This window comes from Streptomyces sp. NPDC107454, from assembly GCF_055582885.1.
The window spans coordinates 194,563-218,659 of record NZ_JBVJPA010000002.1 but is presented as its reverse complement, the minus strand read 5'-3'; the positions used below and the strand labels follow the sequence as shown (position 1 = coordinate 218,659).

Below are 24,097 nucleotides of genomic sequence, written 5' to 3'. Positions count from 1 at the left end.
GGATGCCTCCAGGGACGCCCGGCGTCGTACCGGGCGCCAGGGGATAGCTCCTCGCTCACGATATGCGGGTGTCCGGGGGCGCGCCTCTGGGCGGGCGTTCGATAAGCGTGACCCCCGATGGGGTGAAAACACGATCAGCCATAACGTCGGATGGTTCTCCCGCGTTTTACGCGGTGCGGGCGAGTGCCCGCGTCCATGTCTGGAAGGCAGGGAACCTATGAAACGGGTTACCCGAAATGGTTTGATCGCCGCGGCCGCCGCCTCGGGCGCGGCGATGGCCGTGACGATGCCGGCGCACGCAGACGCCTCGGCGGACGGCGGCACGGCGGCTTCGCCCGGGCTGATCTCCGGCAACACCCTCCAGCTCCCGGTGCACGTCCCCGTGAACGTGTGCGGGAACACCGTGAACGTGGCCGGGCTCCTGAACCCCGCCGCGGGCAACGGCTGCGCGAACGTGAGCGAGGGCGGGGGCCCGGGCGTCGGCGGGAGGAGCCACGGCAGGAGCGGCGAAGGCGCCGGTGGCGTGGTCCGCGGCGGTGCCGTCACCCGCGGCGGTGCCGACGCGGTCGGGAGCGGAAAGGATTCTCCGGGCGTGCTCTCGGGCAACGGCCTGCAGCTCCCGGTGCACCTCCCGGTGAACGTCAGCGGCAACTCCGTGAGCGTGGTCGGCCTCGGCAACGCGTCCGTGGGGAACACGTCCACGAACACCTCCGGCGACCACCCCCGGCCGGTGAAGACCGCCCCGAGGCCGCACACGACACCCAGGGCGCAGGGGACGCCGTACCAGGCCCCGTCGCGGCCCATGGCCTCCCTCGCCCACACGGGCGCCGACCAGACGATGCCGGCGGTCGCCGCGAGCGCCGCCCTGCTGCTGGGCGGGGCCGTGCTGTACCGGCGGTTCCGGCCCACGGGGGTCCGCTGACGCGCTGGGTCCTGTCGTGGCGACAGGGCCCAGGCCCCACCGGGCTCACGACCGGTGGGGCCCCGTTCGGGTGGCTTCCGCGCGCGGTGCCCGGGCGGGGTCAGCGCAGCTCGGGAAGGTCGTCGCGCAGGATGCTGTAGCGCACGCCGTCGCGCCACCGGCCGTCCCGGAACGTCACACTGCGCAGCACGCCCTCGCGGGTGAACCCGGTCTTCTCCAGGGCGCGTTGCTCGGCGATGTTCTCCGCCTCGGTGTCCGCCTCGATCCGCACCACGGTCGTGTGCGCGAACAAGTAACGGACGAGCTGCCGGTGGGCTTCCGTGCCCCAGCCCTTGCCGCGGGCCTCCGGCAGCAGGCCGATGCCCATGTTCCAGTAGTACGTGCTCGGCGTGGGCCGGATCCTGCGCCACCCGACGAAGCCCAGGCGCTCCTCGCCGCGCACGACCATCAGATGGCCCGCGTCGTCGCCGAGCATGCGGTTCTCCGCCCACTTGCGCTGCCAGCGGTCCGGGTCCCGCCAGCCGAACCACTGGAAGGGCGTGGCGGTCGCGGGTTCCGTCAGGAACCGCTCCAGGACGGGCAGGTCGTCCTCGGCCACCGGGCGCAGGGTCACGTCATCGACACTCATGGACGGCAAGCCTATGAGTGACGGAGGCTGAAATCCGTGGAGATCGGGAAGGATGCTGCGGGCGCGGACGACCGCCGCGCACCCCCGCCGTAAGCGAATGGAGCGCACACATGACTTCTCCGGGTCCCGCGGATCTCGTTGTCGCCCGGGCCTCGCTCGACGACTGGTCGGTGATCAGCGGGTGGGCGGGGGACGAGGGATGGAATCCGGGGCTGTCCGACGCACCGAGCTTCTTCGCCCAGGATCCCGAGGGTTTCTTCATCGGCAGGATCGACGGGCAGCCGGTCTCGGCGGTCTCGGTCGTGACGTACGACGCCGACTACGCCTTCCTGGGCTTCTATCTCGTACGACCGGATCTGCGCGGCCGCGGCCACGGCCTCACCACCTGGAGGACGGCCCTCGCCCACGCCGGCGGCCGGACCGTCGGTCTGGACGGTGTGGTGGCGCAGCAGGACAACTACCGCAAGTCCGGCTTCGAACTCGCCCACCGCACCGTCCGGTTCATCGGAACCGTGCCGGCGGAACAGACGCCACCGGGGGTGCGGGCCGCCGCAGCGGCCGACTTCGCGTCGATCGCGGCGTACGACAGTGCCTGCTGCCCGGCCGACCGCCCCGGCTTCCTGCAGCGGTGGCTCACCGGTCCCGGCCACCACACCTTCGTCCGCGTCGCCGACGGCCACCTCACCGGCTACGCGGTGGTCCGCCCCGCTCTCGACCGCCCGCGGGTGGGCCCGCTGTTCGCCGACACCGCCGAGGACGCCCGCGCCCTCCTGCTGGCGCTGGCCGCCGACGCTCCCGGGGGCGAGGTCGCCATCGACATCCCCGAGTCGAACGCGCCGGGCGTGGCCCTCGCCGAGGAGTTCGGCCTCACCCCCTCCTTCGAGACGGCCCGGATGTACACCGGCCCGGTCAGGCCGTTCAACGGCGAGCGCGTCTACGGGGTCACCACGCTCGAACTCGGCTAGGTCCCCTCGGCCCAGGGCCTGTCCGGCGGATCAGGTCGGGCGCTGGTTCAGGCGGCGGTGCGTTCGGCGGGCAGGAGACGGCGCAGGGCGGCAGCAGACCGGCGGGCAGCATTTCGGTCAGTACGGCGGTGAAGGCGGCCGTGGACAGAGCGAGCAGCCCCGAGAGCGGCAGCCCGGAAGCGGGCGGAGCGGTGCCCTTGGCGGGGGGTGCGAGCGACATGCGACCATGCTGAAACCTTCACATCAGTGTGAAGGCAAGCGCGTCTGCCCCGGGGATCGGAGTATCCTGCCGTTTCTCTCCGACCCCGGTGAGATCCATCTCCACCCCGAGTGCCTGAGCCAGGAGACCGCCGCACTCCTGCGGGGCGAGATCGACCGCATCCAGAGCCGTATCGACTGCCTGGCCCGCAACCGGGACGCGCTGCGGGCCTGCCTCGACACCGTCCAGCCGGGAACCCCGCGGACTTGAGCCGGCCGGCTCACGGCGGCCGTCAGTTGGCGAGCGCCCGGGCGCGCTGGGCCGCCTCGCTCACGGATCCGCGGTGCACCGGGCCGTGCCCGGGCAGCAGGACGTCCGCCGGGAGTGCCTCGATGAGCTTCAGCGACGCGAGGGCGTTCGCGCGCTCGGCGTGGAACATGGCGGGCAGCAGTTGCGGGCCCTGTATCCGCGAGGTGGGGTGACCGCTGACCAGGGCGTCGCCGGAGATCACGATGCCGGCTTCCGGCAGGTGGTAGACGCAGTGTCCGGCGGTGTGCCCGGGGGTGTGCACCGGCACCGGACCGCCGGGAAGATCGAGCGCCCCCTGGCCGGGGAACGGCTCGGGCCGGGTCATCCGGACGTCCGCCTTGCCACCGGACCGGATCGCGTGCACCGCCCAGGGCAGCACTCCGGGGCGCCAGGCCTGGCGCATCACCTCGCCCACGCTCACCTGCTGGAGGAACTCGCGGCGCGCGTGCGGCACCTCCTCCTCGTGCAGATGGACCGGGACGCCGTAGGTGCTGCTCAGATACTCGGCCGACCCGAGATGGTCGTTGTGCGCGTGGGTGATGAGTACGGCGCTGATGGCCTCGGGGGAGTGGCCGAGCGCGTCGAGGGAGGCGAGGACGTCCGGGCGGTCACCCGGGTATCCGGTGTCGATCAGGGTGACGGCGTCCCCCTCGGTCAGGATCACCCAGTTGGTGTTGCTGCCGTGGACCAGATGGATTCCGGCCGCCACCTCGACGATCGCGTCCTCGCGCATGACCATCCCGTTGCTTGAGATCTTCGCCGGCCGGGTCGGGCCGGATCGCACTGAAGGTACCGCGTGCGGGTGGCGACGCGACGGGCGGCCTCCGGGGCGCGGACGCGTTCACCGACGACGTGGCTGAACGTGAACGGGCCCTGTCGGCAAGGGACTTGACGCGCCTGTGGAATGGCGGCTCCCATATGGCGAGTCTCGTTGACTTTTGTTCGAGTCTGCGAACAAACCGCTCGAGGGAGAGCCGTATGTCCCCCTATTCGCACACCAAGCGCCTCAGAGGCCTCCTGAAGCGCGCAGCCGTCCATGGCGCCGTCCTGGGCCTGGCCGTCGCCGCACTGGCCGGAGTCGGACGCTCCGCCACGGTGCTCACGGCCGAGCCGGCCGCCGTCAGCACCAACCAGATCGGGGTCGCCCCGGCCCCGATGGGCTGGGCGTCCTGGAACACCTTCGCCAGCGTCATCGACTACGACACCATCAAGGCCCAGGCCGACGCCCTCGTGTCGTCGGGCATGGCCGCCGCGGGCTACAAGTACGTCAACATCGACGAGGGCTGGTGGCTGGGCACCCGCGACAGCAACGGCAACATCACGGTCGACACCGCCAAGTGGCCGGGCGGGATGAAGGCCATCGTCGACTACATCCACAGCAAGGGCCTCAAGGCCGGGATCTACACCGACGCGGGCAAGAACGGCTGCGGCTACTACTACCCGACCCCCTCGGGAACGCCCGCCGCGCCCAACACCGGTATGGAGGGCCACAACCAGCAGGACCTGGAGACCTTCCAGAACTGGGGCTTCGACTTCCTGAAGATCGACTGGTGCGGCGGTGACGCCGAGGGCCTCGACCAGGAGACGACCTACAAGGCGATCCGCGACGCCAACACCGCAGCGACCGCCGTCACCGGCCGCCCGCTCGTCCTGTCGCTGTGCGAGTGGGGCACGGGCAACCCCTGGAACTGGGCCGCCGGCACGGGCGCGATGTGGCGCACCAGCACCGACATCGTCTACTACCCCGACAACCCGACGATGACCAGCATCCTGGCCAACTTCGACAAGTCGCTGCACCCCGCCGCCCAGCACACCGGCTACTACAACGACCCGGACATGATGACGGTCGGTATGAACGGCCTGAGCGCCGCCCAGAACCGCACCCACATGGGCCTGTGGGCGATCGCCGGCGCCCCCCTGCTCGCGGGCAACAACCTGGCCACCATGAGCTCGACGACCGCCTCGGTCCTCACCAACTCCGAGGTCGTCGCGATCGACCAGGACCCGCGCGGCCTCCAGGGCGTCAAGGTCGCCGAGGACAGCACCGGCCTGCAGGTCTACAGCAAGATCCTCGCCGGTACCGGGAAGCGTGCGGTCCTGCTGCTGAACCGTACGTCCGCCGCGGCGAACATCACCGCCCGCTGGCAGGACATGGGTCTGACCACCGCCTCCGCCGCCGTACGCAACGTCTGGTCGGCGTCCAACGCCGGTTCGTTCGCGACGAGTTACACCACCAGTGTCCCCGCGGGCGAGGGCGTGCTGCTCACCGTCTCCGGCACCGAGGCGTCCGGGACGACGTACGAGGACACCACCTCCGCGACGACCCCGGCCTTCACCGGAGTCACGGCGTCCGCCGCGGGCACCAAGCTGATCGACATCACGTACGCCAACGGCGGTACCGCGGACCGCAAGGCGACGCTTCAGGTGGGTGGCCAGTACGCGCAGACGCTGGCCTTCCCGCCCACCGGCTCGGCGACCACCTACCGGACCGTCTCCGTCCTCGCGTCCCTGGCGAAGGGTTCCAACACGCTGACCTTCGGGGCCTTGGGCACCGCGCCCGACATCGACGCCGTGGCCGTGCGCGCGGTGCCGGGCACCAACGGGACCGCGGTCGTCGGCACCGGATCCGGACGGTGCCTGGACTTCTTCAAGAGCACGATCACCAACAACAGCCAGGCCGAACTGTGGGACTGCGGCGGTGGCCAGAACCAGACGTTCACCTCCACCGCGCGCGGTGAACTGGTGGTCTACGGCAACAAGTGCCTCGACGCCTACAACAGCGGTACCGCCAACGGCACCAAGGTCGTCCTGTGGGACTGCAACGGCGGCACCAACCAGAAGTGGACCTTCAACTCCAACGGAACCGTCACCAACAACGTCTCGGGCCTGTGCCTGGACGCGCTGGGCGCCGCGACGGCCAACGGAACCCTGATCGACCTCTGGTCGTGCAACGGCGGATCCAACCAGCAGTGGACCCGCAACTGAACCGCGCCTGACCAGCGGCGGAACACCGGGGTGGGGTGGCTCGATCGACTCCGCCCCGGTGCAGAGCCGTTGCCCTATGCGCTCCGGGGTGCTGGAGTGACCCCATGGATCACGTTGCGGTACTGGCCCTGTTCGACCGGGACATGCGGGAGGGCGCGCGGCCCGACAGCCCGGGAGCCCGGGTCGAGCGCGTCGGCAAGGTGGTGCGCCAGGTCGGCACCGAGCAGGGCTGGAACGGGGTGATCTGGTCGGACCTGGACGAATCGATCGCCGACGCCGCGATCGCCGAGCAGATGCGCTACTTCGGCGAGCTCGGCCGCGAGTTCGAGTGGAAGCTGTACGGGCACGACAAGCCCGAGGGTCTGGGAAAGCGGCTGCGCGCCGCCGGGTTCGTCGCCCAGCCCGAGGAGACCCTGATGATCGCCGAGTTGGGCGACCTCGCGCTCGACGCCCAGCCGCCCGAGGGCGTACGGCTGCTGCCCGTCACCGACCGCGCGGGCGTCGACCTCGTCGCGGACGTCCACAAACAGGCCTTCGGTACGGAAAGCACCCGCATGCGCCACCAACTCCTCGCCCAGCTCACCGGCGACGAGGACAACGTCGTCGCGGTGGTGGCCCTCGCCGGTGACGTCCCGGTCAGCGCCGCCCGCATGGAGATGGTCCCCGGCACCCGCTTCGCCGGCCTCTGGGGTGGCGGCACCATCGACTCCTGGCGCCGCCGCGGCATCTACCGTGCGCTGGTCGCCCACCGCGCCCGCGTCGCCGCCGAGCGCGGCTACCGCTACGTCCAGGTCGACGCCACCAGCCAGAGCCGCCCGGTCCTCGCCCGCCTGGGCTTCGAACCCCTGACCACGACGACGCCGTACGTGTACGGGTGACGCCCGACGCCGTCCGGGCAGGGACGGCGTCACCGACCGCAGGCCGGCCCCGTCAGCGGCGCACCTTCACCCGGTCGAGCGCCGCGACGCCCACCGCCGCGAGTCCGATCTGAATGGCCCACTCGATCCAGTCGACGCCCTTCGTGTCCGCCACGCCCAACGCGGCGGCGATCCCCGAGCCGATGAACGCGGCCACGATGCCGACGAGGATCGTCCACAGGATGCCGATGCGCTGGCGTCCCGGGACCACGAGCCGGCCCAGTACGCCGATGATGATGCCGATGAGAATGGCACTGATGATGCCTGAGATCTCCATCTCCGCCCCTTTTTGTCTGGACCCCCGCAGTTAGGTGTGTTCCCCCTGCGGGCGAAGACAGTCCGTTCCGCTTTCCGGCCGTCCCGCGTCCGCTCCGGCGGGCTCCTGTTCAGTCGCGTTCCTGCCATGTACCGTTCAAGAATCTGTCGCGTGGCGGACGGCCAACTACCGTTCTACGCGCGCAGACTTGGCGCCCGCACCGCCTCTCCCCACCCCTCATGGAGGTTTGCAGGATGCTCGGATTCAGACGATCCCGCCACAGACTCACCACGGCCGCGGCCGTGTTCGGACTGCTCGTCGCGGGTGCGGCCGTCCAGGCGTCCGCGGCCGCTCCGGCCGCCGCCGCGACCCCGCACCGCATCCTGTTCGACAACGCCCACGCGGAGACGGCCGGCAACGCCGACTGGATCATCTCCACCAGCCAGCCCGACCCGTTGGGCCAGGACTCCTCGCCGTCGGCGGAGACCGACTGGACCGGAGCCCTCTCCTCCTGGGGTGTGGCCCTGCAGAAGACCGGCGACTACAGCCTGAAGACGCTGCCTTCGGGCTCCAGCCTGGCCTACGGCGGCTCGACGGCCACCGACCTGTCGAACTTCGACACGCTGGTGCTGCCCGAGCCCAACACGCTCTTCACGACCGCGGAGAAGACCGCGATCATGACGTTCGTGAAGAACGGCGGCGGTCTGTTCATGATCTCCGACCACACCGGGGCCGACCGCAACAACGACGGCTACGACGCGGTCGAGATCCTCAACGACCTGATGACCAACAACAGCGTCGACTCCACCGACCCGTTCGGCTTCTCCATCGACTCGCTGAACATCAGCTCGGGCTATCCCGCGGCGATCAGCGACAGCACCAACGCCGTTCTGCACGGCTCGTTCGGCACCGTCACCAAGAGCCTCATCGCGAACGGTACGACGGCCACGCTGAAGCCCGCCGACAACTCGGCGGTCAAGGGCCTGCTCTACCGCTCCGGTTACTCGGGCAACACCGGGGCCTTCTTCGCCACCAGCACCTTCGGCAGTGGCAAGGTCGCCTTCTGGGGTGACAGTTCGCCGATCGACGACGGCACCGGCCAGTCCGGCAACACGCTGTACGACGGCTGGAACGACACCGGCGCCACCAACGCCGCCCTCGCCCTGAACGCCACCGAGTGGCTCGCGGGCGGCAGCAGCAGCGGTGGCGGTGGAGGGGGCGGTGGCGGTACCTGCACGGCCGCCCAGCTGCTCGCCAACCCCGGCTTCGAGTCCGGCAACACGTCCTGGACCGCGACCAGCGGTGTCATCACCAACAGCTCCAGCGAGGCCGCCCGTACGGGCTCCTACAAGGCCTGGCTGAACGGCTACGGCTCGGCCAACACGGACACGCTCTCCCAGTCGGTCACCATCCCGTCCGGCTGCGCGGCCACCCTGAACTTCTATCTCCACGTGGACACGGCCGAGACGACCACCAGCACGGCCTACGACACCCTCAAGGCCCAGGTGCTCAACAGCAGCGGCACGGTCCTGTCGACGCTCGCCACGTACTCGAACCTGAACGCCGCGTCGGGTTACACGCTGCGCAGTTTCGACCTGTCCGGCTATGCCGGGCAGACGGTCACCGTCAAGTTCACCGGCACCGAGGGCTCCACCCTGCAGACGTCGTTCGTCCTCGACGACACGGCGCTCAACGTGAGCTGAGCGCGAACAAGCCAGAGGGCGGGCCCGGGAGCGGGCCCGCCCGTCGTACGCCGGAGTCCGACGGGTCCGCCGAATCAGGCGCGACGCACCTTGACGCCGTCGGCCTCGAAGTCGTAGACGTACTGATTGATCCGCAGTCCGTCGACGGCGCCGGTCCACAGGTGGTCGCGGCCCTTGCCCACGGCGGCGGAGTAGATGACCGGCACCGCGCCGCCGTCGTCGAGTGAGTTCTTCACCTGCGCGAAGGTGCAGTGGGCGGCGTCGTTGCAGGCGGTCTCGCCGCCGGTGAGGTACCAGTAGCCGCTCGTGGTGGCATTGATGTAACCACTCCAGCGGTTCGTCACCGTGAGCGCGTCCGGCACCCATACCAGGGTGGAGTAGGTGTCGCCCGGATGCGCGCTCACGTTCGGATTGATCTCGAACTTGATGTTCGGGAGGTTCGCCGGGCCGCCGTTGTCGACGTTCTCGCCGGTCTGGAAGACGTGGAATCCGACCTTGTCCAGGCCGAGCACCGGGTCCCCGAAGAAGTCGACCTCGTTGCCGAAGTCGACCTTCTCGCTGTGGGGAGTCAGCGTGGTGGAGTTGTCCGCCACCTCGATTCCGAGGCTGCCCCTTCCGTAGGGCGGCCTGCCGGAGGAGTCCAGCACGCCGAACGAGCCGTAGGGGCCGTTCCTGAGAGCGGCGACGGGGGAGCCGATCGTGTTGCGGGTGATCACGCCCCAGTGCTCCGAGCGCACTCGGTTTCCATCAGCGAGAGCGGGCACCGATCCCGGGACGGTCGAGGCGAGGATCGCGGCCAGTGCGGTGACCGCAAGCGCCTTTCCTCGGCTCACGCCAAAACGAGCTTTCACGCTCACTCCTTGCAGGTAGTCGAAGGGCCATACGTGCGCCGGTGTTCGATCGGCGCGACGGCCGTCACGCTATTCGACTCTCCGTGACGAAAGTGGTAGCGACATACCATCGGCATATGACTAATCGGGTCATAATGCATAAGAAGCGCGGGTGAAAGTCACTCTCCGTGTCGGCTGGATTCGGTGTCGGCCGCCGGGACGGTCGTCTCCGGTGTGTTCCATCCCGAGACCCGTACCCGGGGCACCGAACCGTGCAGATCGGCCGTGCGGTAGGTGGCGGTGAGCGTCGTGGACTCGCCGGGCCACAGGCTGACCTGGTTGTCGGACCACTGGACGGGCAGAACGGGCTTGCCGGCCGAGTCCACGAGATGCACGTCGGTCAGCAGCGACGGCGTCCTGCCGGTCCCGGTGTTCCGCAGCGTGACCGTGGTCATCGAAGCGCCGTCCCCGTCGGCCGAGGTCGAGGCCGTCGCCGAAACCGGCACCTGTGCCATGGAGCCGAGCCCCTTGAGGTCCGCGTAGCTCGTCGTCGGCGTGTAGTACCAGTCGGTCTTGGCCCAGTCGAGGGTGTCGGACTTGGTGGACAGCCAGTAGACGTTGCGGCTGACCTCCTTGCCCTCGGTGTCGGTGAGGACGAGGCGTGCCAGGTAGGTCGTCGACAGGCCGCTCACGGAGGACGGCACGGTGAGAGGGGTGCTGTGGGCGCCGTCCCCGTCCACGTCCACCCCGGTCGCCGTCCTGTCGTACTTCTGCGTGCCGTCGGTGTTGAAGAGCGTGACCCGGGCCGTGAGCCCGGACGCGGCGGCGTGCCGGTTGTTCACGACGACGATCGAACGGGTGTCGTAGGAGTACTGGATGTGCAGTGGCTCGTTCGCCTTCCTGGCCCCGAAGTAGGCACCGCCCTGGTCGAGGTAACGGTCCATCAACTGCCAGTGCAGCGACGTCCATCCGCTGTTGAACATCCAGTAGACGACCCCGGTCGCGGGTTTGGCGGAGTCGGTGGCGTTGCGCCCGTACGCCTCGTACTGCGCGCGTACGTTCTCGTACTGGGCGAGCTGCGCCTTGCGCACGTAGTCGGTCAGGCCGCTCGGTGCTCCGTACCGTCCTGCGAGCGCGGCGTCGTACAGCTTGAGCGTGCCGAAGGTCGACGACGGTGAGCGGTGGTACTGCTTGGTGGTCGGGCTCTTCCACAGGGTGTCCAGCTCGGCGGGGGACATCATGCGGCGCAGGGTGTCGAGGGTGGGGATGTCGGGGCCCGCGCTGGTCTCGGAGTTGAAGCCGGTGGCGCCGCCCTCGCGCTTGGCGTACCAGTAGTTCGGCGGGATCCAGTCGTAGGGACCGGTCATCTTCATGCCCGAACTGCCGCTGATCGGGGAGGACTTGTCGGCCGCGGCGGCGACCACGGGGTTCGGCCAGTCGGCGGCGGCCAAGGCGTCGAGGTAGTTCTTCTCGATCGTCGCGTCCGGCGCGAAGTCGCTGCCGATGAGGAAGGAGATGACGCTCGGGTGGTCGCGCAGCCGGGCGGCCTCGGCGGCCATCGACGCCTTGGCCACGGGGTAGTCGGCCGCGGTCCACTTGTCGCCGGCCTCGCTGCCGTTGACGTTCCCCTCCCACTTGTCACAGCATTCCCAGCCGGGCAGCGTCAGGATGCCGTACCGGTCGGCGAGGTCGAAGAACTCGTCCGGCTCGATGTGGCCCTCGAGGCGGATGGTGTTGAGACCGAGGTCGAGCGCGTACTTCAGCCGGTCCTCGGCATACGTCCGGTCCCAGCGCAGGAACTCGTCCGGGGACCAGCCGCCGCCCTTGATGAGCAGCCTGCGGCCGTTGACGCTGTACTGCCGGGCGCCGTCGGAGTTGAGGGGCGCCTTCACCTCACGGATGCCGAAGTCCTCGTGCGTGGTGTCCGAGGCGGTGCCGCCGACGGAGGCCGTCAGGTCGAGGCCGTACAGCGGCTGTCCGCCCATGCCCGCGGGCCACCACACCTTCGGCGCGCTCAGCTGCAGGCCGGGGGTGTCGGCGGGGGAGAAGGTGACGGTCTTCGTCTCGTGCGCGGCGAGGGAAACGGTTTTGCTGAAGGAGGCGTCCGAGCCGATGCTGCCGGACACCGTCGCCGTGACGGGAGCGCTCGTCTCGTTGCGGGCCTGTGCCTTGACCGTCAGGTCCGCGGAGGCGAGCGAGGGGACGGCGAGCTCGGTGACGACGTGCGCGTCGCGCAGTGCGACCGGACCGCCCCGGCGGACGAGAACGTCACGCACGATGCCCATGTTCTGGTCGGGCGGGGGCTGGAGCCAGTCCAACCAGCCCATGGTCAGGTGCTTGTCGGGCTCGTTGGGCCGGATGCGGAAGGCGACCGTGTTCGTGCCCGATCGCACCAGCGAGGTGATGTCGAGCTCGTGCCGTGTGTAGGCGCCCGTGACATCGGCGGCGGTGGCGACCTGTTTGCCGTTGACGTAGACGTCCGCCGCCGAGATCACCCCGCTGAAGTCCAGGTAGCTGCGCTCGGTGGTGTCGGCGACCGTGAAGTCCGAGCGGTACCACCAGGGGACCTGGAAGTCGGTCTTGGGGATCTTCTGCTGGTTGGTCGAGAAGAACGGGTCGGCGTACTTCCCGTCCGCGAGCAGCGCCGCGAGGACGGTGGAGCGGGAACCCGCGGGGTACCAGCCGCTCGCCGGATAGCCCGGGCTCGAGACGTCGGACGCCGCGTCCGTGACCTTGGCCGTCGACTGGATCGCGTACCCGGACAGCGCGGTGGTGCTGCCCGCGGTGGCGGGCACCGGGGTGACCGGCACGCGCGCGGACGCGTCGGGTCCGGTGTGCCGGGACCCGGCCCACGCGCTGGTCGAGAGGGTGCACAGGAGGCACAGGGCGACGGCGGCCGTGGCGGAACGCCGTCCTGGGGCAGGGCGATGGAACACGGTGGTCTCCTTGGGGGTGGGGAGCATCCGCGCTACGAGACTGCATGTCGGCACTGCGAGGCATGAGCAAGGCAGGAGCAAGGAGGCGCGAGCCGGGCCTGCAAGTTAGGAAACTTTACTAACTGGCGCACAAGCTAGGCGGCCGGGCAATCCGTGTCAATCACCGAAGGCGAGTGCCCCGCTCAGGACGCCGAGCGTCGCTCGAACACCACGTCCCTCGCGGTGTCGAGGGCCGTCGCCACCGCGCCCAGCAGAACCGCGTCCTCGCCCAGCCGACTCGGCACGATCTTCGGACGCAGGGGCGTGAGCGTACGCAGGGTCTCGCGCACCGGCCGCAGCAGCAGGTCGATGCTGTGGCCCACGCCGCCGCCGAGCACCACCAGATCGGGATCGAGCACCGCGGCGGCCGCGGCCACCGTGTAGGCGATCCGCTCGCCCTCCAGCCGTACCGCCCGCACCGCGGCGGAGTCCCCCGCGCGCGCCGCGTCGAACACGGCCTTGGCCGTGAGCTGGCCGGTCATGCCGAACTGCCGCGCGGCCTCGACGACGGCCTCCCCCGACACCGCGTCCTCCAGCGTCTCCGGCTTCTGCAGCCCCGGCCACGGCAGGAACCCGATCTCCCCGGCCCCGCCGCGCGCCCCCGTGAACAGCCGCCCCTCGCTCACCACGCCCATGCCGAGACCGGTGCCGATCAGGATGTACGTGAACAGCCGGCTGCCCGCGCCGACGCCGTACGTGTACTCGCCGAGCGCCGCGAGGTTCGCGTCGTTGTGCACCTCCAGCGGGATGTCCAGCTCCTCGCGCATCCGGTCGAACAGGCCCGCGCGGCCCCACCCGGGCAGATGCATCGCGTACCGCACCCGGCGCCGTTCCTCGTCGTACACGCCCGGCGTGCCCACCACCGCGTGCGCCACCTCGTGTGCTCCCACACCGGAGTTGGCGACGACCTGGCGGGCGGTGGAGACGACGAGGTCGGCCATGGCACCCGAACTGCGCGCCCGATTGCGCACATCGGCGCGTGCGACCACGCCGCCGTCCAGATCGGCGACCGCCACCCGCAGCCAGCTGCGCCCGATGTCGATGCCGAGCGCGTACCCGGCCGCGGGATCCGGAGCGTAGAGCACCGCCACCCGGCCGCGCTCGGGTGCGTGCGTGCCCGCCTCACGCACCAGTCCCGCCTCCTCCAGTGCCGCGAGCGCGCTGGAGACCGTCGGCTTGGACAGTCCCGTCTCCCGTGCGAGCTGAGCCCGTGAGGCGGCGCCGCCCGTACGCAGCCGGTCGAGCAGCAGCCGCTCGTTGGTACTGCGCAGCCGCTGCCGGTTCCAGGGCTGTTCGGGCTGCGCTATGGCGTCGCTGGCGGGCATCGCACCATTCTCACGCATGCCATACACCCCCTTGACGCATCTAGTAAGTCTCCTTAACTTTATCGCCCAGTCAGCCTCGCCGGGCCGGCCGAAGGGGAGCCCGCCTCCCCGCGTCCCGATATCAGGAGACCCCTATGTCCGGTAGCCCGCCACCCACCGGCGGTTTCGTCCGCCGCGTCGGCCTGTTCCAGGCCACCGCCATCAACATGAGCCAGATGTGCGGCATCGGCCCGTTCGTGACGATCCCGCTGATGGTCGCCGCGTTCGGCGGCCCGCAGGCGATCATCGGCTTCGTCGCGGGCGCGTTGCTGGCCCTCGCGGACGGCCTGATCTGGGCCGAACTGGGCGCGTCCATGCCCGGCTCCGGCGGCAGTTACGTGTATCTCCGCCAGGCCTTCCAGTACCGCACCGGACGCCTCATGCCGTTCCTGTTCGTCTGGACGGCCATGCTCTTCATCCCCCTGATCATGTCCACCGGCGTGGTCGGCTTCGTCCAGTACCTCGGCTACCTGGCCCCCGGCATGGGCAAGACGACCGGCGACCTCATCGGCCTGGCCGTGGTCGCCCTCGTGGTGCTGCTCCTGTGGCGCGGAATCGAACACATCGCCCGCATCACGGCGGTCATGTGGGCGGTCATGATCACCTCGGTCTTCCTGGTGATCATCGCCGCGGCCACCGACTTCAGCGCCCATCTGGCCTTCACCTACCCGGCGCACGCCTTCGAACTGACCAGCAGCCACTTCTGGATCGGCTTCGCCGCGGGCCTGACCATCGGCATCTACGACTACCTGGGCTACAACACCACCGCGTACATGGGCGCCGAGATCAAGGATCCGGGCCGCACCCTGCCCCGCTCCATCGTCTTCTCCATCCTCGGCATCATGGCGATCTACCTCCTCCTCCAGATCGGCACGCTCGGTGTCATCGACTGGCACCGCATGACCGATCCGACGGACATCGCCTCCACCTCCGTCGCCTCGGCCGTCCTCGAAAAAACCTGGGGCAAGGGAGCCGCCGACACGGTCACGGTCCTCATCCTCATCACCGCGTTCGCCTCGGTCTTCACCGGACTCCTCGGCGGCTCGCGCGTCCCCTACGACGCCGCCCGCGACCGCGTCTTCTTCCGCCCGTACGCCAAGCTGCACCCCAAGCACCGCTTCCCGATGCTGGGCCTGGCGACCATGGGCGTCATCACGGCGATCGGCTTCCTCATCGGACGCCACACCGACCTGGCCACCCTGATCCAACTCCTCACCACCGTCATGGTGATCGTCCAGGCCCTGGCCCAGATCGTCGCCCTCTCCGTCCTGCGCAAGCGCCAGCCCACCCTCCACCGCCCCTACAAGATGTGGCTCTACCCGATCCCCAGCCTCCTCGCCCTCGTCGGCTGGCTCACGATCTACGGCTACGCCGACAAGAACTCCCCGGGCCGCCACCCCATCGAATGGTCCCTGGCCTGGGTGGCCCTGGGCTGCGTCGCCTTCGTCATCTGGGCGAACCTGGAAAAGGTGTGGCCCTTCGGCCCGAAGGAGATCAAGGAAGAGTACCTGACCCCCTCGACCCCGGACCCGGAGCCCGCCGGAGCCTGAACAGCTCAGTGCCCGCACCCGACGACGCACGGAAGGGGCCGTGCCGGTACACCGCGAGCCCGTCGCTTACGCTCGGATCCGGAAACGGCTCCTTACAGGGCAACGCCTGATCCGGCGGCGACGGGCTCGACGTACCGGCACGGCCCCGCCCCACGCACGACCGCGCCGGCGCCCGTCACCCCCCGATCCCCGCGCAACGCAACGCCGCCCGGACCTCGTCCGCCGGATCCCCCCGGTGGTAGGGCCGCTCCGAGGGCTCGATGCCGTCCAGGAACTCCTGATAGCGGACGGCGTACGTGAGATGGGCCAGCGGCTCGGCGAGATCGAGCGCCCGAGCCGGGTCACTGCCGGGCACCCGCGATTTCCAGGCCGCCACCCAGTCCCGGGCGGCCGCCGCACGACCCGACTCGGGAAGGAAGCCCTGGACGCGCAGACCGTCGAGGACCGGATTGCCCCAATAGGCATCGGCGAAGTCCATCACGACAGGCGCCCCACCGTCGCTGCGCCAATTCCCGGGGTGGAAGTCGCCGTGCACCAGCGTGTCGGGCAGTCCGCACTCCGACAGAAGCTCCCACCGCCCGGCCAACTCCCGCGCTCCCCGCACCTCCCGCTCGGTCAACTCCTGCGCGAGGGGCCCGTCGAGCAGATCACGAACCGCCACCGCGAGAACCGGCGCACGCCAGTCCCGCACCCCCGCCACGAAGCCGCGCTCACCCGAACCCCCGGAGGCGACCGCGGCCTGCGCGCCGACGAACCGCTCCATCGCCGCACCGACGGTCTCCGGCGAGGCTCCCCAGCAGTCCTCACCGGGAATGTGCTCCATCAGGACGCGCCGCTCACCCGCCCCGAGGAGCGGGGGAACGAGTCCCGGGTCGACCCCCGCGAACGCGGCGATGACGGCGGCCTCGTCCGCCGCGAAGCGCGGTGTCGCCTTGAGCCACACCGGACCGCGCGCGGTGGGCAGACGAAAGAGCCCGGCCAGATTCCAGGTACGCCGCTGCACGACCGGACCGCTCACCGGCCGCCCCGCCGAAGCCAGCTCCCCGGCCGCCCAGTCGAGCAGCTCGCGCAGCCCCTCGGCCCGGGCCCAGGGCGACCTGAGCGCCTCGGGACCGTCCAACACCCCTGGTTCGACGGGTCGTTGATCCAGCAGATCGCTCACCGGACGCTCCAACGCCTCGACGTGGTACGTCACATGGCCGTCCCGCCCGCCCGCACCCCCCTCCACGTCCAGCAGACGCAGTACCAGCACGGGCACCCCGAGCAGCCCCTCCAACCACCCGATGACCGGCCCCACTTCGGACCACCAGGGAACGTCCACGGCGAACGGCCCCGCGCTCCCGAGGAACTCGTCACCCGAAGTCACCCACGCACTCACGGTTCTTGTCACCGCGCGAGTGTGAACGACCGGATGCGCCCCCGGCCAGCGATTATCGGCGGCCGGGGGCGCGCACCGGAAGACGCAGGCACCGGACGACGCGCGCATCAGAAGGGGAGCGGAGCCGATGCGGCGACTCCGCTCCCCTTCCCCCGGGTCCCCCAACCCGGTCCCCCCTCGGGTCCTGTGGCCTTCCGGGCCGGAGCGCCCCCCGCGCGCCCCGGACCGAAATCCTTCTGTCCGACCCGGACCCGGGGGCCGGACAGCACATCGAACGAAACCTCCGGCGTCAGCCCTCGGCCTCGGTGTAGACGAAGGTCTCCAGCAGCCGGCGGTCCGCCGCCCGGTATCCCGGGCACACCACGAAGGCGACGGGTCGCCCGGCCTCGCACGAGGGCCAGAGAGCGTGTTCCTCCGGATCCGCCGGGGCGCCGGGCTCCACCGCGAAGTCGAAGTGGCCGGTATGGCCACTGCCGGTCATGGCCCGGAACAGATGGGCGGCCTCCGTGCCGACCCGCTCCAACAGCCGCTGGTGGCGCGCGTCGAGCCCCACCACCCCGGCGTCGGTGGCGATGCGGGCCAGTTCGGCGAGGTCGGGCTCGCCGAGCCCACCGTGCTCGTCGGGGCCGAACAGCACCACGCACAGCCGGCTGATCAACTGCGCCTGGCGCCGTACCACATCACGGGGCCGCTCCGCCGTCAGCCGCGGCTGGATCAGGTCGGGCATCCGCTGGGTGTACAACGCCCGCAACCGCTGGGCGAGTTCGTAGTGGACGAGAAAGTCCTCACGGGTGAGATCGTCCCGTTGCGCCACCTGGGTGACCCGCACCAGGTCCAGTACCTCGCTCTGCTCGTCGAGCACGCGGCGGGTGTCCGTGACGGCCGTCTCCAGCGTCCGGGCCCGTTCCTCCGCGCGTTCTTGGCGCATCCTCAACTCGATCAGCCGGTCACCCAGCGGGTTGAGCGCGGCGAGCGCGGCACGCTGGTCGTCCGCGGCGGCCTCCAGCTTCCGGATCCGCGACTCCAGGGTGTCCAAGCCGTCCAGCCTGATGCTCAGTTCCTGCGGCCGCTTGCCCTTGTCGCGGTTGAACAACACGTCTCCTCCTTCGGGGCGGTAGGCCATGGCTATACGCGGTCGAAGTCGACGGAGACCCGGCTGGTCTCTCCGGTGGCGGGGTCGAACACCTCGACCCGAAGCTCGGCGGCGCCGAAGTGGAACAGCAGCATGATCGGACGCTCCCGCAGCGGTCTGCCGACGGTGCCGGACAGGTCGACGGTCAGCCGGCCGATCTCCTCGGACCCGTCCTCGTCGACGTACCGGGGATCGGCCTTCGCGGAGCGGTACAGGCGTACGTCGAGCTCGTCCTGGTCCTCGCGGACCGGCACGATCCGGAAGGGGTGGGCGTCGTTCACCCGCACGCTGTCCATGCGCCGGACCGCGACACCGAAGCGGCCGACACACAGGAGGTCGCCCTCGTCGTCGCGGTACATGCGCATCGTGGAGTCGACCCCCTCCTCGAACGGCTCGGCCGTCTCGAAGCCGTAGGTGTACTTCGCCTGCCGGGAGACGAACACGTCCGGCCGGTAGGCGAAGTGGACGGCGCCCTCTAGCACCGCGAGGGCCGGATCCGGCGGGACGAGGATGCGGTGCCGCTCACCGAAGCGGTCCCCCATCCGCTCGCGCAGCCACGGGGAGCGGGCGAATCCGCCGACCAGGACCAGGGTCTCCGGCTCCGCGCTCGCGCCGCTGGTCCGGCCGATGGTCGCGAGCTGCTCCGCGACCTTGTCCAGGATGCCGTCCACCCTCTCGTCGAGCAGCGCCTCCACCTCCTCGGGAGGCAGGACGATCTGCCGTGGCAGGCCGGCGGCGTCGTGCGTCAGCCGCGCCCGCACCTGCTCGTCCAGGAGGTCCCAGACGGTGACCGGAACCTCGATCCGCACCGGGTCCAGCACCGGGGCGACCGCATCCGCCTCCCGGTCCAGTTCCACCGTCGCCTTGGCCCGCTCCCACTGTCCGGACAGCTTGAGCAGCTCGCCGGGGTGGTCCCGTTCGATCCGCTTCAAGACCGCCGGACCGAAGCGGTCGCCGAGCGTCTTGTCGAGGAAGGCCTGGTTGACGTATTCGGAACCCAGCCACCCACCGGTGGCGAGGCCGATCTCACGCAGCGCGATGGACGGACCGGCGTCGCCGTGCGACTCGTACGCCGTGATGTCGACCGTGCCGCCGCCGCAGTCGACCACCACGGACCGGAAGCCGTCGAGGTGCAGGGGCAGCGGGGCCCGCCGGTGCGGACCCGGGGCGGCGTCGGGCATCCGCAGATGGCAGTACAGGGCCGCCGCCTCCGGCTCGATGGCCAGCAGCAGCCGCTCCGGATCACCGGGGAACCCCGCGTCCACGGCCAGCCGCCGCAGCACCGCCTTGTCCTCGTCGTCCCAGATCGCGGGGACGGTGATGCACCAGCGGACCTCTCGTTCCGTGTACGTCATCCTCTTGATCTCCGCGGTCGCCAGTTCGCGGATCTCCTTGAGGTAGGCGGTGACCAGTTCCCGTATCAGACCGCGGTCGGAGCGGTCGACGAAGCCGCCCGTGATCGGCAGGTCCGCCATCGAACCGCCGCTCTTCAGCGCCGTCTTGAAGGCGTAGGCGTAGCCGAGCCCTTCGGTCTCGCCCTTCGCCAGGGCCTCGACCCACCGAGCGCGCGCCTCATGGCCCCAGGCGACCGTGTCCCCCTCGTCCGTCACCAGGATCGCGGTCAGGTTCTTCGGACTGTCCAGCTGCCGGCCGGGGAACCGGGTGAAGAACTGGACCCGCCTGGTCAGCGGATCGTCGTTGAGCGGCGTTCGCACCGTCCAGGCGAAGCCGGTGCCGTGCGTGCCGAAGTCGACGGCCGCCACCACCTTGGCTTCGTCCGATCCCATGACCAGTGCTCCTGTCCGCCGGTGCTCGCACCCTTGCTCGCTGTAAGCTCGCTCACAGACAGAGTGGTGGGTTTCCGCGGCAACGTGGAGCGGTCGGCTGTTGCCAACGCTTTCTGGCAACACAGGGCGGGGAGCGGGCCGTTGGGAGGATGGCGATCGAAGAGAACGCGTTCGGCGCAGAGTTGCGCCGACGTCGGACGGCGGCCGGCAAGTCACTGGGCGAGCTGGCCGAAGAGGTGCACTGCAGCCGCAGCTTTCTGAGCAGGATCGAGACGGGCCAGCGACGTGTCACGCACGAGCTCGCGCAGCTGTGCGACGAACGGCTGGAGGCGAAGGGCGCGCTGCTCGCCCTCGTTCCCGGTCCGTCCACCGAGCGGATCTCGAAGACGATCGGCCCGGGCCCGGGGGAGCGGGCGGCCAAACTGGTCAAGTCCGTTGCGGACACGGGAGGTTCGTCCGCCGCCCGGCAACGGGACGAGTTCGACCGGCTGCTGCGGCGCGGCGACCTCAGCCACACCGCCGGGGACATGCGCGAGGCGGACCGGCTCTACCGTGCGGCGTACGCGAGCGCAGAGGGGGATCCCACGGCCCGGGCGGAGGCCGTCATCAGGATGGCCCGCCGCTGGTCGGACCCCGGGCAGGTCGACCACGAACTGCTCCAGCTGATCAGGGAGAGTCTCGCCGCGCTGGGCGACGACGGGAGCGTCGAGGCCGCCGGACTGCGCCTCAGGCTCAACGCGCACCTGGCGAAGAAGCTGTCCATGGCGGTCAGCCAGGACACCGCCGCCGGCCAGGCGGGCCCGGAGCAGGGCGCACGGCTGGCGCGCAGCACACTGCGCAGGCTGTCCGTGGACGGCAAGGACGACGAGGTGGCCTGCGAGGTGCTCACCGAATGCCGGTGGGGACTGTACGACTTCATGTCCACCGCCGAGTCCCTGACGCTCTCCGAACGCCTGCGGGACGCCGCGGCCCGGCACGGCTCGGCCTACTTCCGCGGCGAGGCGCTCATGGCCGTCGCCCTCGACCAGCTGCGGGCCGGCAAGGTGTACAGCGCGCTGGCCACGGCGAACCAGTACCGCAAGCACGCCGCGGACACGCGCGGCGTGCTGACGACCTGGCAGCAGCACACCCTGGACGCGCTGCTCGACCTGTGGCACGGCCGGTTCGACAAGGCCGCGGGCTGGATATTCGGCGACGCGCTGACGTTCGTCGAGCGATTACCCGCCGATCTGGCCGTCCCTGCCGACAACCTGCACCAGACCCGCCTCGGCCAGGCCTACTGGCTGCTGCGCGAACAGGGCCGGATGGCGGACCTGTTCGCCTCCGGTCTGGCCGACACCGTCGAACGGCACGGCTACTTCCCCGTCTGGCGGGCCGGGCTCGCGCTCGCGCTGTGCGAGACGGGTCAGTACGCCGAAGGGGCGGACCGGCTCGTCGGATTCGCCCACGACACCGCCGACTTCAGCCGGTTCCCGCCCTCCGGATGGGCGGTGCCCACGCTGGTGCTGCTCGCCGAGGTGAGCGCCGCGCTCGACGCCCGGGGCGGATTCGAGGCCGAGCTGCGCCAGGTCCTGCCGGTACTGCGGGAGCGGCTCGCCGCCCACGACGGCGAGGAGATCGCCCTCGCGGGCTGGCCCACCGTGCTGATCGGACCGACCGCCCGGGCCCGCGGCCTGCTGGCCCTGGCCGCCGGAGAGCCGGACACGGCCCTCGCCCACTTCCGCACCGCGACCGAACCGGTCCGCTCCTCCCAGCCCCAGCTGGCCCGCCTCCGGCTGGCCCAGGCCCGCGCGCTGCGCAGGTCCGACCGCCCCGGCGCCGCCGCCCACGCCTCCGGACTGCTGCGGGAGGCGCTGCGCGTGGCCCGGACGTACGGCATGGCGGCCCTCGCGGCCGAGTGCGCGGCCCTGCTCGACTCCACGGCGGACGCCTGAGCCTGTCCGGTGGGATCAGGCCGGAGGGAAGCGACGGTGTCTCATCGGCACAGAAGGCCGTGCCAAGCCCCGCGTCTGCGGCGTGATCCGCCGGACAGGGCCTGGCGCTCGGCCGACGAGAACGCCCGTGCCGCCGGGCCCCTTTCACTTGGGGCCGGCGGCACGGGTGGTGTGGAGCGGACGGGCTACGGCTTGCGGGCCACCACCCCGTACATCGCGATGTCCTCGTCGCGGATGCCCGTCTCCGTGCCGTCCGGGTGCCACTTGTGGACCTGGACGACGCCGGGCTCGACGAGTTCGAGGCCCTCGAAGAACTCCTCGGCCTCCGCGTGGGTGCGCAGCCGCATGGGCATGTTGCGGGCCGCGTACTCACGGGCGACGCGGGCCACCTCGTCGGGAGCGAACTCGGCGGTGCCGATGGACATCGCCAGGTAGCTGCCCGAGGGAAGGGGCTCCAGGAGGCGCCGGACGATGCCGACCGCGTCGTCCTCGTCCAGGACGAAGTGGACGATCGCGATCACCGTGAGGGCGACCGGCTGGGTGAGGTCGAGGGTGTCGCGCAGTTCCGCCGCGCCCAGGATCGTCGCCGGGTCGAGCATGTCCGCCTCGACGTAAGCGGTCTTGCCCTCGGGGGTGCTCGACAGTAAACCCTGCGACAGGGTGAGGACGATGGGGTCGTTGTCCACGTAGACGACCCGGGAGTCGGGGGCCACCGCCTGGGCGATCTCATGGAGGTTGGGGGAGGTGGGGATGCCGGTGCCGATGTCGAGGAACTGGCGTATCCCCGCCTCCTTGGCCAGATAGGCCACCGCTCGGTTCATCCAGTCGCGGTTGGCTTTCATGTGGATCGGCAGGGCGGGCCACTCCCGTGCCATCGCGTCGCCCGCCTCCTTGTCGGCGGGGTAGTAGTCCTTACCGCCCAGGATGTAGTCGTAGATGCGCGCGGAGTGTGCGCTCTCGGTGTCGATACGGTCGGCAGGCCATCCGTTGTCGGGCAACGCCGCCCCTCCCATCAAGTCGTCGGTACACAGCGGGGGTTCGTGGGGAAAGAGAGCTTCGTGGGGGAAAGAATCAGGGCATAGGAATCAGACAAGGTTGTCAGAGGAGGAAGTCGGCCTCCCCCGCCTTGACGCCCGCAAGAAAGCTCGTCATTTCACGGGGCGTGAAAACCAGGGCGGGCCCTTCGGGATCGGTGGACTGACGCAGCGCGATCCGGCCGTCGCCCAGCTTCTTCGCCTCGACGCAGGCGCCGCCCGCGTCGTCGCTCCACGGCTTGGACCAGCCCTGCGTGCCCAGTTCGCGGGACGGCATACCGTTGCGTATGTGGTGGTGCACTCATAGCTCCTTGCGAATCGCACCGAGAAGTTCCTCGGTCTTCCTGGCGGGCGCCGACTGTGCGCCCAGCCGGTCCAGGGCCTCGCGGTACACCACGACGTCGTCGTCCTTGTCGAGGTAGACGGCGCCCACCAGACCGCTCAGATAGACGATGTCCGGCAATTCGCGTGCCTTGAACCGGAAGAGATGGAACGCGCCGGCTCGCATGGCCGGATGCGGGCCGTTTCTGAACGGCATGATCTGCAGGGTCACATGGGGGAGCGCGTTGACCGCGATCAGATGGTCGATCTGCGCGCGCATCACCTCGGGCCCGCCGACCGGCCACCTCAGCACGGTCTCGTCCATCACCACCCAGACGCGCGGCGGAGCGGGCCGGGACAGCAGCTCCTGACGGCGCATGCGCAGCGCGACCCGGCGCTCGGTCGCCTCGGCCGAGGCGTGCGGATTGCCCGCGCCGAGCAGGGCGCGGGCGTAGGCCTCCGTCTGCAGCAGCCCGTGCACGAACTCCGCCTCGTACACGCGGATCTGGAGGGCCGCCTGCTCCAGGCTCAGATATGCCGCGAACCAGTCCGGCAGGACATCGCGGTATGTGTGCCACCAGCCGCGCTTGTTGGCCTCGCGGACCGACTTCAGGAAGGTGTCGATCTCCTGCTGGTCCGTCACGCCGTACGTCTGGAGGAGCTTCTCGGCGTCGGTGAGCCGGAGCCGGGCCACCTTGGCGGCCTCCATCCGGCGGATGGTGGAGTGGCTGACGCCGATCGCCTCGCCGGCCTGCTCGTATGTGAGCCCGGCCTGGGTGCGCAGCTCCTCGAGCTGCTTGCCGAGAATCATGCGTAAGACGGAGGGGGCGCCGCCCCAGTCGGTCTCCGTGGACACGCCTTACCCCCTCACAGCGGGCTTCGAGGTCGCAGTCTGTCACGATCATCCG

Annotated in this window: 20 protein-coding genes; 8 read left to right on the top strand and 12 right to left on the bottom strand. The window is 70.3% G+C overall.

Annotated elements, in window-relative coordinates; all coding sequences use genetic code 11:
* Nucleotides 1–217 precede the first annotated feature (217 nt).
* Nucleotides 218–922 (top strand): chaplin, encoded by a 705-nt coding sequence (locus ACZ69M_RS05195; RefSeq protein ID WP_470046756.1) that lies wholly within the window; start codon nt 218–220, stop codon nt 920–922.
* A 100-nt stretch (nt 923–1,022) separates the two neighbouring features.
* On the opposite strand, the gene ACZ69M_RS05190 is transcribed toward ACZ69M_RS05195, so the two are convergent.
* Nucleotides 1,023–1,550 (bottom strand): GNAT family N-acetyltransferase, encoded by a 528-nt coding sequence (locus ACZ69M_RS05190; RefSeq protein WP_470046754.1) that lies wholly within the window; start codon nt 1,548–1,550, stop codon nt 1,023–1,025.
* Nucleotides 1,551–1,660: 110 nt separating this feature from the next.
* On the opposite strand from ACZ69M_RS05190, the gene ACZ69M_RS05185 reads away from it, so the two are divergent.
* The gene (locus ACZ69M_RS05185) at nt 1,661–2,515 is read left to right on the top strand and encodes a GNAT family N-acetyltransferase (protein ID WP_470046752.1); all 855 of its coding nucleotides are present in this window, start codon (nt 1,661–1,663) and stop codon (nt 2,513–2,515) included.
* 226 nt (nt 2,516–2,741) lie between these two features.
* On the top strand, nt 2,742–2,984 hold the full coding sequence (locus ACZ69M_RS05180) for a hypothetical protein (RefSeq protein WP_470046750.1): 243 nt from the start codon (nt 2,742–2,744) through the stop codon (nt 2,982–2,984).
* 22 nt (nt 2,985–3,006) lie between these two features.
* Here ACZ69M_RS05180 and ACZ69M_RS05175 read toward each other — a convergent pair whose 3' ends face one another.
* Nucleotides 3,007–3,756, bottom strand: a complete 750-nt coding sequence (locus tag ACZ69M_RS05175; RefSeq protein WP_470046748.1) for an MBL fold metallo-hydrolase — start codon at nt 3,754–3,756, stop codon at nt 3,007–3,009.
* 245 nt (nt 3,757–4,001) lie between these two features.
* Here ACZ69M_RS05175 and ACZ69M_RS05170 point away from each other — a divergent pair, with 245 nt between their 5' ends.
* The gene (locus ACZ69M_RS05170) at nt 4,002–6,008 is read left to right on the top strand and encodes an RICIN domain-containing protein (RefSeq protein ID WP_470046746.1); all 2,007 of its coding nucleotides are present in this window, start codon (nt 4,002–4,004) and stop codon (nt 6,006–6,008) included.
* A gap of 104 nt (nt 6,009–6,112) precedes the next feature.
* Complete coding sequence (locus tag ACZ69M_RS05165) at nt 6,113–6,886, top strand: GNAT family N-acetyltransferase (protein ID WP_352051899.1); 774 nt, start codon at nt 6,113–6,115, stop codon at nt 6,884–6,886.
* Between the two features lie 52 nt (nt 6,887–6,938).
* On the opposite strand, the gene ACZ69M_RS05160 is transcribed toward ACZ69M_RS05165, so the two are convergent.
* Nucleotides 6,939–7,202 (bottom strand): GlsB/YeaQ/YmgE family stress response membrane protein, encoded by a 264-nt coding sequence (locus ACZ69M_RS05160; protein ID WP_470046744.1) that lies wholly within the window; start codon nt 7,200–7,202, stop codon nt 6,939–6,941.
* Between the two features lie 233 nt (nt 7,203–7,435).
* Between ACZ69M_RS05160 and ACZ69M_RS05155 the strand changes: the two genes are divergently transcribed.
* Nucleotides 7,436–8,884, top strand: a complete 1,449-nt coding sequence (locus ACZ69M_RS05155; RefSeq protein WP_470046742.1) for a hydrolase — start codon at nt 7,436–7,438, stop codon at nt 8,882–8,884.
* Nucleotides 8,885–8,958: 74 nt separating this feature from the next.
* Here ACZ69M_RS05155 and ACZ69M_RS05150 read toward each other — a convergent pair whose 3' ends face one another.
* The 3 genes from ACZ69M_RS05150 to ACZ69M_RS05140 all read right to left on the bottom strand — a co-directional run bounded on the left by ACZ69M_RS05150 (nt 8,959) and on the right by ACZ69M_RS05140 (nt 14,014).
* Nucleotides 8,959–9,735, bottom strand: a complete 777-nt coding sequence (locus ACZ69M_RS05150; RefSeq protein WP_470046740.1) for a hypothetical protein — start codon at nt 9,733–9,735, stop codon at nt 8,959–8,961.
* Between the two features lie 158 nt (nt 9,736–9,893).
* The gene (locus ACZ69M_RS05145; protein WP_470046738.1) at nt 9,894–12,650 is read right to left on the bottom strand and encodes a glycoside hydrolase family 2 protein; all 2,757 of its coding nucleotides are present in this window, start codon (nt 12,648–12,650) and stop codon (nt 9,894–9,896) included.
* Between the two features lie 182 nt (nt 12,651–12,832).
* Nucleotides 12,833–14,014 (bottom strand): ROK family transcriptional regulator, encoded by a 1,182-nt coding sequence (locus ACZ69M_RS05140; RefSeq protein ID WP_470046736.1) that lies wholly within the window; start codon nt 14,012–14,014, stop codon nt 12,833–12,835.
* Nucleotides 14,015–14,148: 134 nt separating this feature from the next.
* Between ACZ69M_RS05140 and ACZ69M_RS05135 the strand changes: the two genes are divergently transcribed.
* Complete coding sequence (locus ACZ69M_RS05135; RefSeq protein ID WP_470046734.1) at nt 14,149–15,603, top strand: APC family permease; 1,455 nt, start codon at nt 14,149–14,151, stop codon at nt 15,601–15,603.
* Between the two features lie 175 nt (nt 15,604–15,778).
* On the opposite strand, the gene ACZ69M_RS05130 is transcribed toward ACZ69M_RS05135, so the two are convergent.
* The 3 genes from ACZ69M_RS05130 to ACZ69M_RS05120 all read right to left on the bottom strand — a co-directional run bounded on the left by ACZ69M_RS05130 (nt 15,779) and on the right by ACZ69M_RS05120 (nt 19,900).
* Nucleotides 15,779–16,993: an aminoglycoside phosphotransferase family protein gene (locus tag ACZ69M_RS05130; protein WP_470046732.1), complete on the bottom strand. Its 1,215-nt coding sequence runs from the start codon at nt 16,991–16,993 to the stop codon at nt 15,779–15,781.
* A 277-nt stretch (nt 16,994–17,270) separates the two neighbouring features.
* Complete coding sequence (locus tag ACZ69M_RS05125; RefSeq protein ID WP_470046730.1) at nt 17,271–18,077, bottom strand: hypothetical protein; 807 nt, start codon at nt 18,075–18,077, stop codon at nt 17,271–17,273.
* A 29-nt stretch (nt 18,078–18,106) separates the two neighbouring features.
* A complete protein-coding gene (locus tag ACZ69M_RS05120; protein WP_470046728.1) occupies nt 18,107–19,900 on the bottom strand; it encodes an Hsp70 family protein in 1,794 nt (597 codons plus the stop codon).
* Nucleotides 19,901–20,049: 149 nt separating this feature from the next.
* Here ACZ69M_RS05120 and ACZ69M_RS05115 point away from each other — a divergent pair, with 149 nt between their 5' ends.
* Nucleotides 20,050–21,834 (top strand): helix-turn-helix domain-containing protein, encoded by a 1,785-nt coding sequence (locus ACZ69M_RS05115; protein ID WP_470046726.1) that lies wholly within the window; start codon nt 20,050–20,052, stop codon nt 21,832–21,834.
* 185 nt (nt 21,835–22,019) lie between these two features.
* Here the strand turns inward: ACZ69M_RS05115 and ACZ69M_RS05110 are convergent, their stop codons facing one another.
* From ACZ69M_RS05110 to ACZ69M_RS05100, 3 genes are all read right to left on the bottom strand, one after another.
* Nucleotides 22,020–22,832, bottom strand: coding sequence for an SAM-dependent methyltransferase (locus ACZ69M_RS05110; protein WP_095858309.1), 813 nt, complete (start codon nt 22,830–22,832; stop codon nt 22,020–22,022).
* A 100-nt stretch (nt 22,833–22,932) separates the two neighbouring features.
* Nucleotides 22,933–23,145: a DUF397 domain-containing protein gene (locus ACZ69M_RS05105; RefSeq protein WP_054233852.1), complete on the bottom strand. Its 213-nt coding sequence runs from the start codon at nt 23,143–23,145 to the stop codon at nt 22,933–22,935.
* Between the two features lie 24 nt (nt 23,146–23,169).
* Nucleotides 23,170–24,045, bottom strand: a complete 876-nt coding sequence (locus ACZ69M_RS05100; protein ID WP_470046724.1) for a helix-turn-helix domain-containing protein — start codon at nt 24,043–24,045, stop codon at nt 23,170–23,172.
* Nucleotides 24,046–24,097: the final 52 nt, after the last annotated feature.

Excerpts from the sequence above, each read along its gene's own strand:
- ACZ69M_RS05195 (WP_470046756.1), top strand. The coding sequence starts at position 218 with ATGAAACGGGTTACCCGAAATGGTTTGATCGCCGCGGCCGCCGCCTCG.
- ACZ69M_RS05190 (WP_470046754.1), bottom strand. The coding sequence starts at position 1,550 with ATGAGTGTCGATGACGTGACCCTGCGCCCGGTGGCCGAGGACGACCTG.
- ACZ69M_RS05185 (WP_470046752.1), top strand. The coding sequence starts at position 1,661 with ATGACTTCTCCGGGTCCCGCGGATCTCGTTGTCGCCCGGGCCTCGCTC.
- ACZ69M_RS05180 (WP_470046750.1), top strand. The coding sequence starts at position 2,742 with ATGCTGAAACCTTCACATCAGTGTGAAGGCAAGCGCGTCTGCCCCGGG.
- ACZ69M_RS05175 (WP_470046748.1), bottom strand. The coding sequence starts at position 3,756 with ATGCGCGAGGACGCGATCGTCGAGGTGGCGGCCGGAATCCATCTGGTC.
- ACZ69M_RS05170 (WP_470046746.1), top strand. The coding sequence starts at position 4,002 with ATGTCCCCCTATTCGCACACCAAGCGCCTCAGAGGCCTCCTGAAGCGC.
- ACZ69M_RS05165 (WP_352051899.1), top strand. The coding sequence starts at position 6,113 with ATGGATCACGTTGCGGTACTGGCCCTGTTCGACCGGGACATGCGGGAG.
- ACZ69M_RS05160 (WP_470046744.1), bottom strand. The coding sequence starts at position 7,202 with ATGGAGATCTCAGGCATCATCAGTGCCATTCTCATCGGCATCATCATC.
- ACZ69M_RS05155 (WP_470046742.1), top strand. The coding sequence starts at position 7,436 with ATGCTCGGATTCAGACGATCCCGCCACAGACTCACCACGGCCGCGGCC.
- ACZ69M_RS05140 (WP_470046736.1), bottom strand. The coding sequence starts at position 14,014 with ATGCCCGCCAGCGACGCCATAGCGCAGCCCGAACAGCCCTGGAACCGG.
- ACZ69M_RS05135 (WP_470046734.1), top strand. The coding sequence starts at position 14,149 with ATGTCCGGTAGCCCGCCACCCACCGGCGGTTTCGTCCGCCGCGTCGGC.
- ACZ69M_RS05120 (WP_470046728.1), bottom strand. The coding sequence starts at position 19,900 with ATGGGATCGGACGAAGCCAAGGTGGTGGCGGCCGTCGACTTCGGCACG.
- ACZ69M_RS05115 (WP_470046726.1), top strand. The coding sequence starts at position 20,050 with ATGGCGATCGAAGAGAACGCGTTCGGCGCAGAGTTGCGCCGACGTCGG.
- ACZ69M_RS05105 (WP_054233852.1), bottom strand. The coding sequence starts at position 23,145 with ATGCCGTCCCGCGAACTGGGCACGCAGGGCTGGTCCAAGCCGTGGAGC.